Origin of the sequence: Pseudoclavibacter sp. 8L (genome assembly GCF_902506465.1) — a bacterium.
Taxonomy (GTDB): Bacteria; Actinomycetota; Actinomycetes; order Actinomycetales; family Microbacteriaceae; genus Pseudoclavibacter.
On the sequence record NZ_LR733186.1, the window covers coordinates 535612 to 549838 of the forward strand.

The window sequence follows — 14227 nt, forward strand, 5'->3', positions numbered from 1 at the left end:
CTCGCCGGTTCTCACTGAGTCCTGGTCCACTTGGAAGGTGCGGTCAAGCTCCGAGCAGACGACCCGCGAGGTACATCTCGAGCTGGTCCAGGGCGACTCGCTCCTGGGCCATCGAGTCGCGTTCGCGGACCGTCACAGCGTTGTCCTCGAGTGTGTCGAAGTCGACCGTCACACAGAACGGCGTGCCGATCTCATCCTGGCGGCGGTACCGGCGACCGATCTGGCCCGCGTCGTCGACGTCGATGTTCCAGTGCCTGCGGAGCTTGTCGCCCAGTTCGCGCGCGACGGGGCTGAGGCGCTCGTCACGACTCAGCGGCAGCACCGCGACCTTGATGGGCGCGAGGCGCGGGTCGAGCCGCAGAACGGTGCGGATATCCACGCCACCCTTGGCGTTCGGCGCCTCCTCTTCCACGTAGGAGTCGACGAGGAACGCCATCATGGATCGCGTCAGGCCGAAGCTCGGCTCGATCACGAACGGTGTGTAGCGCTCTCCCGAGGCCTGATCGAAGTAGTTGAGGCCGGTGCCCGACGCGGTCGAGTGCGACGTGAGGTCGTAGTCGGTGCGGTTCGCGACACCCATGAGCTCGCCCCAGCCGGTTCCCTTGAAGCCGAACTGGTACTCGAAGTCGATCGTTCCGGCCGAGTAGTGCGCGCGCTCTTCCTTGGGGACATCGAAGCGCCGCATGTTGTCGGGGTTCAACCCGAGGTCCGTGAACCAGTTCCAGCACGCCTCGACCCAGTCCTCGAACCATTTCTGCGCCTCATCCGGGTGCACGAAGAACTCGATCTCCATCTGCTCGAACTCACGCGTGCGGAAGATGAAGTTTCCTGGCGTGATCTCGTTGCGGAACGCCTTTCCGACCTGACCGATGCCGAAGGGAGGCTTCTTCCTCGACGTGGTGAGCACGTTGTTGAAGTTCACGAAGATGCCCTGAGCGGTCTCGGGACGCATGTAGTGCAGTCCCGCCTCGTTGTCGACGGGACCGAGGTAGGTCTTGACGAGGCCCGAGAACAGCTGAGGTTCGGTCCACTGCCCCTTGGTCCCGCAGTCAGGGCAGACGATGTCCGACATGCCTTCCGGCGCGCGGTTCTTCTTCGCCTCGAACGCCTCGATGAGGTGGTCCTGGCGGTGGCGCTTGTGGCAGCTCAGGCACTCGACCAGCGGGTCGGTGAAGGTAGCGACGTGGCCGGATGCCTCCCAGACCGCCTTGGGCAGGATGATCGAGGAGTCGAGTCCCACCATGTCCGCACGGCCACGGACGAACGTCTGCCACCACTGCTTCTTGATGTTCTCCTTGAGTTCGACGCCAAGGGGGCCGTAGTCCCAAGAGGCGCGAGTGCCTCCATAGATCTCGCCCGCTTGGAAGACGAAGCCCCGCCGCTTCGCGAGAGCGATGACCTTGTCGAGCGTGGTTTGCGCCATTGAGAGAAACTCCTGCTGAGGTGTCGAAGGCGAACCCAGGGTCGTGTCCGCCGCAAGTCGCCAGTCTAGTCAAGCGCCAGGCTCGTGAGCGGCTCCATGCCGGAAGGCCGTCCGCGAGACGTTGTCCACAGATCCGCTTCTGGGGCACCTCGCCTGCTCGGAGGTCTGCAACGATGTCGCGAATCATCTGAACATTCGAATGGCGTTGTCCCCCAGGACGTCGCGCATCCGAAGGGCACCCACTGTGACTCCCACATCAGCGCTGACCAGCGCTGTCGACAAGAACCTCATCACCTCGAGTGCACTGCACGCAGGAGCCTGCGTCGTCGCCGCGCTCTTCAGCGGAGCCGCGTTGAGCTCCGCGTCGGCCCTCCTTGTCAGCGATCTCGCGCCGGATAGTCAGCCCGGCCCCTCGAACGCGGCGTCGGGATTCGAGCTGCTCTGGCAATTCGTCCTCCTGCTCACGTCGCTCCCCTTCTCAGGCCAGCTTCGAGTGGCCGTCGATTCAGTTGGCGGCTTCTCCATGACGGGCGAGAGCGGCCTGGTGCTCGGACTGTGGCCTCTGGCGTCCCTGGCGTTCGTCCTGGCCGTGAGCCTCGCGACGGCCTACGGGCTCGAGCGGCGCGGGACGGATCGAGGCAGGCGCGGCAGGCTCGCAGCAGCCGCAGTCTCGAGCGGAACGTTCGCGGTCCTCCTCCTCTGCGTCGCAGCACCCGGCCTGCGTCTCGACACCGCGGGCGCGGCTGCCACCGTCACTGCACTGAGCCCGGCACTCGCGCCTGTCGCGTTCACGTCGGTCTTCGTGACCGGATGGCTCGGGCGATCTCTTGCCGCACGAGGCCGTCCTGGTGAAGCACCTCAGACGCCGCCGCTCGGCTCGCGGTCACGAGAGCTGCGCCTCCTCCGCACGGAGCTCGGCATCTACACCGGGGCGCTCGCAGTGGCCGGTTCGCTCCTCGGCATCGTCGCGATGATCCTCGGCGTCGCACAGTCGGAGAGCCCATGGACGGCGGTGCCGGTACTTCTGGCCGCGGCACCGCACGTCGCCCTCACCGCGCTGATCCTCGGTCATCTGGGTGCCGTCGCCGTGAGCATCCCCTTCACGCCGAGCACAGTCGCGTCGGTCTTCTCGCCTGAGCTCCCCTACGCTTGGCTCGCGCTTCTCCCGGTTGTCGCCGCGACAGTCGCGAGTGCCATGCTCATCGGGGTCCGTCGGCCCGAGACACGCTTCCCCCATTGGTCGAGCCTCTGGCGCCTGCCGGCCGCCGCCCTGCTCACCTGGACGATCCTCACGTCCATGCTTCTGCCGGTGGTGCTCAGCGGATCGGCATCGGCACTCGGATTCTCGCTCGGCGACCTCACGATCAGCGTCAGGCCGGCGTTCTGGACTCCGGCGCTCTTCGCGATCTGGGCGCTGGCAGTCGAGCTCCTCGCGTGGGCACTGCCGCGCCGACTCAGGATCATCGCACCGCAGCTCCATTCCCGTGCGGTCAGCCTGCGCGCGCGTCTCGACCGTGGGCGTGCGCCTGATGCCACCGGTTCGGAGACACGTCCAGCACTGATCGCGCAGCCCTCCGCATCCGCCCCACCTGCAGGGACTGCTCGGCAGTTCGGGGCGCCCGCGCGCCGAAGGCTGCGTCGCGCTGGCGCCGCTCTCGCCGTCGCGATGGTCATCATCGCGGCAACCGCCATTGCGGTCACCACCGTCAACCACCAACGCGGCGCGATCGCGGAGGCCCGCCGCTACGTGCAGGCCATCGCCGACGGCGACGCGAGCCTGGCCGGTGAACTCGTCGACCCCAACATCGAAAGCGCTCAGCGAGCGTACCTGAGCGACGAGATGCTGGCCGCGGCAACCGAGCGGATCACCGTCCTCGACATCATCGAGCTCGAAGCCGCCACGACACCCGCCACCGAGGCCTGGTTGGCGCCGTCGACGCCCGCAGCGGTTGGGTCAGCCCGCGAGACCAAGAACCTGCAGGTCACCTACAGGCTTGGAGGGACGACGGAGATCGCCGTGCTCGTTGCCGAACGCGTCGAGAACGAGTTCCTGGTGCTCGAGCACTGGCAAATCCGCACGCCCCTGGTCTTCGCCTCGGCCGTCGGCACGAGCCATGCCATGGATCTCACGATCGGCTCCGCCACGGTGACCCCGGACCCCGTCTCCTCACGAACCTGGGAGGGCAGTCAGCCGGTGAGCTGGGTGCAGTTCGACGCTTACCCGGCGATCTACCCCGTCACGGGAACGACCTCCGAGTTCTACTCCACCTCGAACCAGCCGGTACGAGTCGGCACCATTGCCGACGACCACGTCGCAGACCGCAATGTCGTCTACACGCCGACCGAGGCGTTGCAGACCGCGGTGGAATCCGCGGTCACCGCCAGGATCGACGAGTGTGCCTCCTCAACGGACGCGGCTCCCGTCGGATGCCCCTTCAGCACCTACGTCTACGGCGCGAATCGAAGCGTGAACTGGAGCATCGCCACCTATCCGACCGTGACGATCAGCGGTGCCTCCGACTCCTTCGAGATCGAGGGAGGTCTCGCGGTCTACACCTCGACAGGAGAGAGTGGGCGAACGACGAAGGGCTCGGACACGATCTGGGAGCGAGGGAGCTTCGCGATCGACGGAGAGAAGGTCACCGTCGAATTCCGCTGATCTCGCGGCGCGCCCGCCCTCGCCGTCTCAGCTGACCTCGGTCGGGGCGGGGGCGTCGACACGAGTCGGCGCGTCCACGGCGCCCCCGAACCTGCGCTCCCGGCCCGCGTAGCGCTCGATCGCCTCCCAGAGGTCGGTGCGAGAGAAATCCGGCCAGAGCGTATTGAGGAAGCACATCTCCGCGTAGGCAGCCTGCCAGAGCAAGAAGTTGCTCGTCCGCTGCTCGCCGCTCGATCGCACGAAGAGATCGACATCCGGCATCTCCGGGTCGTAGAGGTACTTGGCGATGGTCTGCTCCGTGACGCGCTCCGGTCGCAGCCTGCCCTCTCGAACCTCTTCCGCGATGCGCTTCACGGCGTCGGCGATCTCAAGGCGCCCGCCGTAGTTCACGCACATCGTAAGCGTCATCCGCGTGTTGTCCTTCGTGAGGCGCTCGGCAAGCTGCAGGTCCTTGATGACCGACTTCCACAAGCGCGGCTCACGGCCAGCCCAGCGGATGCGCACACCCCACTCGTTCAGCTGATCGCGCTGCCGATGAAGGACATCCCTGTTGAACCCCATGAGGAAGCGCACTTCCTCGGGTGAGCGCTTCCAGTTCTCCGTGGAGAACGCGTAGGCGCTGAGGTGCTTCACCCCAACCTGCAGCGCGCCCGCGACGACGTCGAGGAGGGCCGCTTCACCCGCTCGGTGGCCCTCGATCCGTGGGAGACCTCGCTGGTTCGCCCAGCGACCGTTGCCATCCATGACGACCGCCACATGCGACGGGACCTCTGACGCCTCGAACTCCGGCGGATAGACGCCCGTCCAGTCGACCGGCTTGAACTTCTGCGTCTGCCTGCTCCGGCTCATGCCATCTCCTCCGTGCCGGGCTCAGCGCCCGGGTCACTGTCTGCGTTGCTTGCCCCGCCGCTCGCACCGCTCGCAGTGACCGCGGTCGCCGGCTCCAGTCGTCCGAGCAGGCGGTCGTGTTCGAGGACCTGCATCGATCTGAGCTTCTTGTCGAGATAGTGCTGCGAGTAGGCCGAGACGATCCCACTGGCACGTGCCCTGGCCGAGACCTCGATGTCATCGAGCATGGCCCAATCGCCGGACAGCAACGCGCGCACCGCCTGCACCGTGGGCTCGTCCACTCGCACGATCCCCGCAGGAGTGCATCGTTGGCATACGACTCCCCCGAGCTGCACGCTGAACCGCTCATGCGGCCCTGCTGCCCCGCACCTCGCACAGTCATCGAGCGCGGGGGCCCAGCCGGCGAGCGAGAGCGAGCGGAGCAGGTACGAGTCGAGGATGTCCTGGGACGCCCTCGCGCCAAGGGTGAGCGCTCGCAAGGCTCCGATGACAAGCGTGTACTGCTGGGGCGACGGCTCAGCCTCGGCCACTCGCTCGGCGGCCTCGACGATGACGGACGCGGCCGAGTATCTGGAGTAGTCCTCGACCAGGTCCCGACCGTACGCGGCGAGCGTCACAGCCTGCGTGACGGTATCGAGATTGCGACCCGCGTAGCACTGCACGTCCACGACCATGAACGGCTCGAGCCGAGCGCCGAACTTCGACGACGTCCGGCGAACCCCGCGAGCCACAGCCCGCACCTTGCCGCGCTCCTTGCCGAGCAGTGTGACGATGCGGTCGGCTTCGCCGAGACGCTGGGTTCGAAGGACAACCGCCTCGTCACGATAGGTGGGCATCAACCCAGTATGGCCCTCCGAGCAGCGAGAGCCGTGAACCACGCGTGACTGGGCCCATCGCGGCGCTGTGGGAGCATTGGGACCATGGATTCGCCCGCCACGACGCTCCCCCTCTGGCTGGACCTCACGGCCATCGCCATCGGCGCGATCACCGCGGCCATGGTCGCCGAGCAGTTCCGCGACAAGAAGCTCGACTGGCTCGGCGTCGTCATCATCGGCATCACCGTCGGCCTCGGCGGCGGCATCATCCGCGATCTCCTTCTCGGCATCCGTCCGGTGAGCATGGAGACGGAATGGTTCCTCTTCACAGCTGGCGCGGCGGCACTCGGCGGAATGCTCCTGCAGCGACTGCTCCGACGCATGGACGGCCTGGTCTCGGTCCTCGACGCCGCGGCGCTCGGCTTCTTCTGCGCGGTCGGCACGCTCAAGGCGATGAACTTCGACCTGCCGATCCTGCCGACGCTGCTCGTGGGAACCGTGACCGCAGCCGGCGGCGGCGTGGTCCGCGACATGCTGCTCGGGATGCCCGTCGGCATCCTCTTCGTCGGCTCCCTCTACGCCGTGGCCGCGACAGCAGGCAGCGCAGCGTTTGTGCTCGCCGACGCGTTCGGCGTCTCCCAGATCATCGGCATCGTGATCTGCGTCGCGGTGACCTTCGCCGTGCGCATGGCCAGCGTCTGGTTCGGGCTCAGTCTGCCCGAGCAGATCGCGCTGAAGATGCCGCGAATACGAAGGTCACCCCGGACGGGCAGGCCCGAACGGGAGCTGCCCTTCACCGACCAGGAGATTCTCGAGGCGTCGGGCCTGCACGCCCCCGACACCCGACCGATCGACATCATCGAACAGAAACGGGCGAGCAACCCGAACTCGGAGTGACCTCCGGCCGGGTGCTCGCCCGTTGAACGTGACGGTTGCGCTTACGCGACCGTCGTCAGCTGAGCATCGAGCTCGGCTTCGGTCTCGCCACGCAGCGCCCTATTCACGCCAGAGACGATCGCCTTGAGCGACGCCGTCGAGATGTCGCTGTCGATACCGACTCCCCAGAGGCGCACGCCCGCGACGTCGAGCTCGATGTAGGCCGCGGCGCGTGCGTCGCCACCGACGGACAGTGAGTGCTCGACGTAGTCGAGCAGCTCGACCTGCAGGCCCTGCTGCCCCAGCAGCTTCATGAAGGCGTCAAGCGGCCCGTTGCCCTGCGAGGCGTGCTCGGCCACTCCCGACCCGTCGCGCAGCGAGACGCTCAGATCGACGGCTCCGTCGAGCGCTGAGCTCGTCGCCGTGCGGAACAGTTCGAAACGACCCCACTTGTGCTGCTCGCTCTCCGCGGGCAGGTACTCGTCGTTGAAGATGCGCCAGATGGCGTCGGTCGAGACCTCGCCGCCCTCCGAATCGGTCTTGTTCTGGACGACCCCGGAGAACTCGATCTGCAGACGTCGCGGCAGGTCGAGGTTGTGGTGCTCCTTGAGCAGGTAGGCGACTCCGCCCTTGCCGGACTGGGAGTTCACGCGGATGACGGCTTCGTAGCTCCGGCCGAGGTCGCGAGGGTCAACGGGCAGGTACGGAACCTCCCACGTGAGCTCGTCGACAGACACGCCGAGCGCGTCGGCCTTCGCGGCCATGGCCTCGAAGCCCTTCTTGATCGCGTCCTGGTGCGAGCCAGAGAAGGCCGTGTAGACCAGGTCGCCACCCCAGGGGGCGCGCTCCCCGACGGGCAGCTGCGTGCAGTACTCGACCGTGCGGCGGATGCCGTCGATGTCGGAGAAGTCGATCTGCGGGTCGATGCCCTGGGTGAACATGTTCACGCCGAGCGTGACCAGGTCGACGTTTCCCGTGCGCTCGCCGTTCCCGAAGAGGCACCCCTCGATGCGGTCGGCGCCAGCGAGGTAGCCGAGTTCGGCGGCGGCGACACCCGTGCCGCGGTCGTTGTGGGGATGCAGGGAGAGCACGACGCTCTCTCGCCGAGTCAGGTTGCGATGCATCCACTCGATCGAGTCCGCGTAGATGTTCGGTGTGGACATCTCGACGGTCGCCGGCAGGTTGATGATGACGGGACGTTCTGGGCTCGCGTCGAAGCCCTCGATGACCTGGTTGCAGATATCGACCGCGAAGTCGAGCTCCGTGCCCGTGTAGCTCTCTGGCGAGTACTCGTAGTAGATCTTCGTGTCGGGAACGATCGCCTCGGCCTCGCGGCACAGACGAACTCCCTCGAGGGCGATGTCGATGATGCCCTGGCGGTCCTTGCGGAACACGACCTCGCGCTGCAGGACGCTCGTCGAGTTGTACAGGTGCACGATCGCCTGCTTCGCACCCTTCAGCGACTCGAAGGTGCGGGTGATCAGGTGGCCACGCGCCTGCGTGAGGACCTGGATCGTCACGTCGTCCGGGATGACGTTCTCTTCGATCAGCGAGCGAACGAAGTCGAAGTCTGTCTGACTGGCCGAGGGGAACCCGACCTCGATCTCCTTGTACCCCATGCGGACCAGGAGGTCGAAGAGCGCGCGCTTGCGTTCCGGGGACATCGGGTCGATGAGCGCCTGGTTCCCATCGCGCAGGTCGACGGCACACCAGCGAGGTGCGCGCTCGATGCGCTTGGAGGGCCAGGTGCGGTCGGGCAGGTCGACGGCGATCTGCTCGTGGTGCGGGACGTAACGGTGCGCTGGCATCGATGACGGCTGCTGCATGTTCTTCATTTTTTGCTCCGGATCACTTCTTCTTGTCGTGCTAAGCCGACAGCAGACTCCGCGGCGAGGGGGCTTAGAGCGAAGCCTCGCCGCGGCAACGAAGAAGGAGGGTGCCGAACAGCATTGGCCAAGCGTAGCACCGAGGCGCTGCGTTCACCCGCGCGGTCAGTTGAGACCGTGCTCGTAGGCGAAGACGACCAGCTGCACGCGGTCGCGGAGCCCGAGCTTCGCGAGCACCCGTGAGATGTGCGTCTTCACGGTGGCCTCGCTCAGGAACTCTTGACGGGCGATCTCCCCGTTCGAGAGGCCGCGAGAGGCGAGCGCGAACATCTCTCGCTCGCGTTCGGTGAGCGTCGTGAACTGCTGCGGCACGGCCCGCGAGGCCGGGACTGCGGCCGAATAGCGCCTGATCAGGTCGGCTGTGGCCTGAGCGGCGAAGACCTCGGCACCTGTCGCCACGGTCCGGACCGCCGCGAGCAGGAACTCCGGATCTGCGTCCTTCAACAGGAACCCGCTCGCCCCCGCCCCAACCGCCTTCGCGACTGCCTCGTCGAGATCGAAGGTCGTGAGCACCAGGATGCGCGTTGACGACCCGCTCGCGACGATCTGCTTCGTCGATTCGAGGCCGTCCTGCCCCGGCATGCGCACATCCATGAGCATCACGTCGGGCTTGAGCGCCTTGGCCAGCGAGACCGCCGCGACTCCGTCGCTCGCCTCCCCGATGAAGCGCATGTCCTCCTGGCTGTCGATGAGCATCCGGATTCCGCTGCGGAAGAGAGGCTGATCGTCGACGAGCGCGACGGTGATCTGGGAACTGGTCAAAATGTGTGCCTCTCGGTCGTGGAGCGAGTGTCGTCGCTGTCGAGCTCGGCCCCAGCGGCCCCCTGCGGCGAAGCGATGGGCAGCCACGCGTGCACGCGAAACTGCGCACCAAGCCGTTCAGCCTGCACGTTACCGCCTGCGATGCCGACGCGCTCCGCCATGCCGACGAGCCCGTGCCCGCCCTCGCCTCGCGGGTGCGGAGGCACCGCGACGGAGTTGAGGATCGTCGCCTCGAAGACCTGCCCCCAGCTCAATCTCACAACGACGGGCCGCGTGGCATCACCGTGCTTGAGCACGTTGGTCAACGACTCCTGCACCAAGCGGAACACGGCGCCCTGCGCCTGCGTCGTGAGGGACCGAGGCTCGCCTCTCGTCTCCAGCTGCAGGTCAAGGCCGGCCGCGCGCATCCTGGAATACAGTGCGGGCAGTTCCTCGAGGCCCGGTTCCGGACCGGCCTCCTGGCTGTGCCTGAGCTGCCCGAGAAGGCCACGGACGTCGACGAGCGCGCTCCTGGCCGTCGACGAGATCGTCCCGAGCGCGGCCTCCGCCGAATCGGGGTTGCTCTTCATCGCGTACCGGGCTCCGTCGGCCTGGGCGACGACCACGGCAAGAGAGTGCGCGACCACGTCGTGCATGTCTCTGGCGATCTGCGTTCGCTCCTGTTCAGCGGCCAGCTGCTCCTGCGCTCGAATGCGCTCGAGTTCCACGATCGCCGCCCGGTTCTTGACCTCCTGGGCTCGCAGATGCGCGCGGCGGAGGAGCCCGGCCAGCCAGGCCACGACTCCAGCCCCCACGAAGAGCAGCCAGATCAACGCCGCGGCGAAGAGGAACGCGTCGCGGCTGCCCTCGACATTCGTGGCGATGGACTCCCAGCTGAAGCTGGTCGGGTTCCAGTGCGGGATGAGCGCCACGATGATCGTCGGCGCCACGACGCCGTAGACGGCGGAGCTGATGACAAGAGCACGGCTCCCGTAGGCGACCGCGGCGTAGATGCTGAGGTAGATCGCGACATCCTGCGGATGCGGACCGAACGCGAAGACCGACTTCAGCAGTGCCGCGAGCACGACGATCAGGAAGCTCGGCCATGGCGCATAGCGCCGGATGATCATGGCGACCGTGAAGAGCACCCAGGACGGCAGGAGCAGCCAGGTCAGCGTCGTGCCGTCTCCCCCGTCGTAGTCGAGGGGCAATCCGAACGTGAGCGCGAAGAGGAGGCCGAGGATGATGTCGGTCACCCACTGCAGCCACGTCAGGCGGTAGGTGTGCGCCTTCCACAGCCCGCCAACTGCCGAGAAGAAGGACTCCCGTGGCTGTCCACCAGCCGCGAGAGCATCGACGGACCGCGGCTCAGAAGCCGAGGCGTCCGAGCTGCTTCGGGTCACGCTGCCACTCCTTCGCCACCTTCACGCGGATGGAGACGATGACACGCCCCTCGGTGATCTGCGAGATCTCACGCTGCGCCTGCTCGCGGATGCGCTTCAGCCGCTCGCCGCCCCGCCCGATGATGATGCCCTTCTGGCTGTCGCGCTCGACGACGATGTTGACGTACAGCTCGCGCGTGACGCCGTCGTCCCGCGTCACGATCTCCTCGACCGTGACCGCGATCGAGTGCGGGAGCTCGTCGTGCACACCCTCGAGCGCCGCCTCGCGCACGAGTTCCGCCGCACGCTGCTCGAACGACTCCTCGGTCTTCATATCGCTCGGGTACAGGGGCTCGGAGTCCGGGAGCAGCCCGAGGATGATTCCAGTGAGCGTGTCGAGCTGGATGTCCTCAGCTGCCGAGACGGGGATGATGTCATCCCATTCGCGAAGACCCTGGACATCGACGAGGCGTGAGGCCAGGACGTCCCGGCTCACGGTCTCCGCCTTCGTCACGATGGCGATCTTGCGAGCCTTGGGGGCCTCATCCAGCTGCTCGTTGATGAAGCGATCGCCTGGACCGACGGGCTCGTTGGCCGGCACGCAGAACCCGATGACATCCACTTCCGCGACCGTCGCGTGCACGACGTCGTTGAGTCGCTCCCCCAGGAGCGTGCGCGGACGGTGCATGCCGGGGGTGTCGACGATGATGATCTGTCCGTCTTCGCGGTGGACGATGCCTCGCACCGCACGGCGAGTGGTCTGCGGCTTGTCGGAGATGATGGCGATCTTCTCGCCGACCAGCGCGTTCGTCAGAGTGGACTTGCCCACGTTCGGGCGACCGACGAAGGTCACGAATCCTGCTCGGTAGTTCGTCATGCTTCGATTCCTGACTCTTGAAGTGGTTCCAGGCGACGCGCCAGGACGGTGAGAATGCGCTTGCGGGGTCCGACTCGCTCGGCGACGAGCTCGATGCCGTCGACGACGGCCCTGTCCCCGCGTTCGGGGATCTTGGACAGCGACTTCGCGAGCAGCCCGCCCACGGAGTCGACGTCGTCGAACTCGAGCTCGATATCGAAGAGATCGCCGAGCTCCCCTGTCGCGAGGCGAGACGACACCCGGTATCGCCCGTCGAGCAGCTTCCGCGGCTCGTCATTCGGTCGATCGTACTCGTCGCTGATCTCTCCGACGAGCTCCTCGATGAGATCTTCGAGGGTCACGAGGCCCGCTATGCCGCCGTATTCGTCGACGACCATCGCAAGGTGGGTCGCGGACGCCTGCATGCGGCGAAGCAGCAGATCGGCGCGCAGCGACTCCGGAACGAAGTCGGCGGGCCGGGCGAGCTCGACTGCAGGGCTCGACTCCGCCTCGTCCTGCAGCGAATGCCGCACCAGGTCCTTGAGGTAGAGGATCCCGAGGATGTCGTCGCTGTCCCGGCCGATGACCGGAGCACGAGAGATGCCGGTCTCGAGGAACTGCTCGAGCGCTTCTCGCACCCCCGCGTCGCCGTCGACCGTGACCATGTCCGTTCGAGCGACCATGACTTCCCGCACGAGCCGGTCCGAGAACTCGAAGACGGAGTGGATGAGCTCCCGATCGCCGTGCTCGAGCACCTTGAGGTCGGCTGCCTCGTCGACCATGCTGAGGAGTTCCTCCTCGCTCGAGACGGAGCCGAGGCGCTGCGGACGGCCAGGGGTGACTCGATCGCCGAGCACCACGAGCAGATCTGCGACCGGCCCGATGACGAGCCGAACTCCGCGGGCGATGGGTGCCGCGAACGCCATCACCTGCTGGGGGTGCGCGCGCGCCACGCTTCGCGGACTCGTGCCGGCGATGATGAACGAGACCAGGATCATGATGGCTACTGAGACGAGGAACGCCTGCCACCTGACGTCGAACAGATCGGTCAGGATGAGCGTCACAAGGACGGCCGACATGCTCTCGAAGAGCACGCGTGCAAACGTCAACGCGTTGCTGTGGGCACCGGGGTCGGCGGCGATCGCCTCGATCGAGCGCTTCGCGCGGCTCCCCGCGGCGAGGTGCTCGAGCTCTGGCTTGGAGAGACGCGCGATGACCGCTTCCGTCGCGGCGAGCAACCCGCTCATCGCTACCATCAGGACGATGGCGGCGACGAGCAGAGCCGCGGTCATCTGGCGCGCTTCCTCTCCTGAAGGTGGAAGCCGACGAGGAGATCGCGCTGGAGGCCGAACATCTGCTTCTCCTCCTCGGGCTCTGCATGGTCGAAGCCCAGCAGGTGCAGGACTCCGTGGGTCGTGAGCAGCAGGAGCTCGTCCATCATGCTGTGCCCGGCGGCCTTCGCCTGATCGGTCGCGACCTGCGGGCAGAGCACGATGTCTCCGAGCAGTCCAGGAGGCGTCTGCCGATCGACGTTGCCGGGCCGAAGCTCGTCCATCGGGAAGCTGAGCACATCGGTGGGGCCGGGCTCGCCCATCCACTGGACGTGCAGCTCCTCCATTGGGCCTACCTCGACGAGCACGATCGCGAGCTCCGACTCGGCGTGCACGTGCAGCTGGTCGAGCGCGTACGCGGCGACGCGCTGCAGGGCCCCTTCGTCGACCTCGTAGCTGGCCTCGTTGTTGACCTCGATGCTCATCGGCTTGCGTTCCTGTCCTGGCGTCGGTGATCGTCCGCCTGCTTCTTCTGGTCGTACTCGGTATAGGCGTCGACGATGCGGGCCACGAGGGTGTGCCTGACGACGTCGTCGCTCGTGAGGTGCGAGAAGTGCACCTCGTCGATGCCGCCGAGCACGTGGGTCACGAGCTTCAGACCAGAAGCCCCCATCGGCAGGTCGAGCTGCGTGATGTCCCCGGTGACGACCATCTTCGATCCGAACCCGAGCCTCGTCAGGAACATCTTCATCTGCTCCGGCGTCGTGTTCTGCGCCTCGTCGAGCACCACGAAGGCGTCGTTGAGCGTGCGCCCGCGCATGTAGGCGAGCGGCGCCACCTCGATCGTCCCGCTCGCCATGAGCTTGACCACGACCTCCGGGTCGAGCATCTCGTTGAGCGCGTCGAAGAGGGGCCGCAGGTAGGGGTCGATCTTGTCGTTGAGGGTCCCTGGCAGGTAGCCGAGGCGCTCGCCAGCTTCGACGGCCGGGCGAGTCAGGATGATCCGCGTGACCTCCTTGCGCTGCAGTGCCTGCACGGCCTTCGCCATCGCGAGGTAGGTCTTGCCCGTTCCGGCGGGGCCGATGCCGAAGACGATCGTGTTGTCGTCGATCGCGTCCACGTACTGCTTCTGGCCGAGCGTCTTCGGACGGATGACCTTGCCACGCGACTGCACGATGGCCTGGCCGAGCACGTCCGTGGGCGTCTCCTCGCCACGGTCGATGAGCCGCTGGGAGCGCTCGACCTGGGCTGGCTCGAGGTCGACGCCGCTGCGCGCCATCGCAGTGATCTCGCGCAGGAGCGCCTCGGCCGCGACGACGTCGTCTCGCTCGCCGCTGAAGGTGATCTCGTTGCCGCGCGCGAGCACGCGCACGCGAGGGTGCTCGCGCTCCACGGATTTGAGCAGCCGGTCGCCGGGCCCGAGGAGCCGGACCATGGCGACGCCTTCGACCGTGGTGGTCTGCTCGACG

At 66.8% G+C, this 14227-nt stretch carries 12 protein-coding genes; 2 read left to right on the plus strand and 10 right to left on the minus strand.

What is annotated here, in order from left to right:
• Positions 1-43: 43 nt before the first annotated feature.
• The gene (locus GV007_RS09375; RefSeq protein ID WP_160072097.1) at positions 44-1423 is read right to left on the minus strand and encodes a glycine--tRNA ligase; all 1380 of its coding nucleotides are present in this window, start codon (positions 1421-1423) and stop codon (positions 44-46) included.
• Between the two features lie 244 nt (positions 1424-1667).
• Between GV007_RS09375 and GV007_RS09380 the strand changes: the two genes are divergently transcribed.
• The gene (locus GV007_RS09380) at positions 1668-4082 is read left to right on the plus strand and encodes a hypothetical protein (RefSeq protein ID WP_160072099.1); all 2415 of its coding nucleotides are present in this window, start codon (positions 1668-1670) and stop codon (positions 4080-4082) included.
• 27 nt (positions 4083-4109) lie between these two features.
• Here GV007_RS09380 and GV007_RS09385 read toward each other — a convergent pair whose 3' ends face one another.
• Both GV007_RS09385 and recO read right to left on the minus strand, forming a co-directional pair.
• Positions 4110-4931, minus strand: coding sequence for an isoprenyl transferase (locus GV007_RS09385; protein ID WP_160072101.1), 822 nt, complete (start codon positions 4929-4931; stop codon positions 4110-4112).
• Entirely contained in the window at positions 4928-5767 is an 840-nt protein-coding gene (recO, locus tag GV007_RS09390; protein WP_160072103.1) for a DNA repair protein RecO, read from the minus strand. Before recO ends, GV007_RS09385 begins: the two co-directional genes overlap by 4 nt.
• 84 nt (positions 5768-5851) lie before the next feature.
• Between recO and GV007_RS09395 the strand changes: the two genes are divergently transcribed.
• Positions 5852-6643, plus strand: a complete 792-nt coding sequence (locus tag GV007_RS09395) for a trimeric intracellular cation channel family protein (protein WP_160072105.1) — start codon at positions 5852-5854, stop codon at positions 6641-6643.
• A gap of 41 nt (positions 6644-6684) precedes the next feature.
• On the opposite strand, the gene leuA is transcribed toward GV007_RS09395, so the two are convergent.
• The 7 genes from leuA to GV007_RS09430 form a co-directional block, all read right to left on the minus strand.
• Positions 6685-8457, minus strand: a complete 1773-nt coding sequence (gene leuA / locus GV007_RS09400; RefSeq protein ID WP_104298654.1) for a 2-isopropylmalate synthase — start codon at positions 8455-8457, stop codon at positions 6685-6687.
• A 156-nt stretch (positions 8458-8613) separates the two neighbouring features.
• Positions 8614-9270, minus strand: coding sequence for a response regulator (locus GV007_RS09405; protein WP_104241444.1), 657 nt, complete (start codon positions 9268-9270; stop codon positions 8614-8616).
• Positions 9267-10652 carry a sensor histidine kinase gene (locus GV007_RS09410; RefSeq protein WP_160072107.1) on the minus strand — a complete coding sequence of 462 codons (1386 nt, stop codon included), beginning with the start codon at positions 10650-10652 and terminating at the stop codon, positions 9267-9269. The genes GV007_RS09405 and GV007_RS09410 overlap by 4 nt, the downstream gene beginning before the upstream one ends.
• Positions 10618-11508, minus strand: coding sequence for a GTPase Era (gene era / locus GV007_RS09415; RefSeq protein WP_160072109.1), 891 nt, complete (start codon positions 11506-11508; stop codon positions 10618-10620). Before era ends, GV007_RS09410 begins: the two co-directional genes overlap by 35 nt.
• Complete coding sequence (locus GV007_RS09420; RefSeq protein ID WP_104330848.1) at positions 11505-12779, minus strand: hemolysin family protein; 1275 nt, start codon at positions 12777-12779, stop codon at positions 11505-11507. Before GV007_RS09420 ends, era begins: the two co-directional genes overlap by 4 nt.
• Positions 12776-13243 (minus strand): rRNA maturation RNase YbeY, encoded by a 468-nt coding sequence (ybeY, locus tag GV007_RS09425; protein WP_104241448.1) that lies wholly within the window; start codon positions 13241-13243, stop codon positions 12776-12778. The genes GV007_RS09420 and ybeY overlap by 4 nt, the downstream gene beginning before the upstream one ends.
• Positions 13240-14193, minus strand: coding sequence for a PhoH family protein (locus GV007_RS09430; RefSeq protein WP_160072111.1), 954 nt, complete (start codon positions 14191-14193; stop codon positions 13240-13242). Before GV007_RS09430 ends, ybeY begins: the two co-directional genes overlap by 4 nt.
• Positions 14194-14227 lie beyond the last annotated feature (34 nt).

What these genes read in the sequence shown, in the direction of transcription:
- GV007_RS09430 (WP_160072111.1), bottom strand. Translation starts at nt 14,193, where the DNA reads ATGGTCCGGCTCCTCGGGCCCGGCGACCGGCTGCTCAAATCCGTGGAG.
- ybeY (WP_104241448.1), bottom strand. Translation starts at nt 13,243, where the DNA reads ATGAGCATCGAGGTCAACAACGAGGCCAGCTACGAGGTCGACGAAGGG.
- recO (WP_160072103.1), bottom strand. Translation starts at nt 5,767, where the DNA reads ATGCCCACCTATCGTGACGAGGCGGTTGTCCTTCGAACCCAGCGTCTC.
- leuA (WP_104298654.1), bottom strand. Translation starts at nt 8,457, where the DNA reads ATGAAGAACATGCAGCAGCCGTCATCGATGCCAGCGCACCGTTACGTC.
- GV007_RS09395 (WP_160072105.1), top strand. Translation starts at nt 5,852, where the DNA reads ATGGATTCGCCCGCCACGACGCTCCCCCTCTGGCTGGACCTCACGGCC.
- GV007_RS09420 (WP_104330848.1), bottom strand. Translation starts at nt 12,779, where the DNA reads ATGACCGCGGCTCTGCTCGTCGCCGCCATCGTCCTGATGGTAGCGATG.
- GV007_RS09375 (WP_160072097.1), bottom strand. Translation starts at nt 1,423, where the DNA reads ATGGCGCAAACCACGCTCGACAAGGTCATCGCTCTCGCGAAGCGGCGG.
- GV007_RS09385 (WP_160072101.1), bottom strand. Translation starts at nt 4,931, where the DNA reads ATGAGCCGGAGCAGGCAGACGCAGAAGTTCAAGCCGGTCGACTGGACG.
- era (WP_160072109.1), bottom strand. Translation starts at nt 11,508, where the DNA reads ATGACGAACTACCGAGCAGGATTCGTGACCTTCGTCGGTCGCCCGAAC.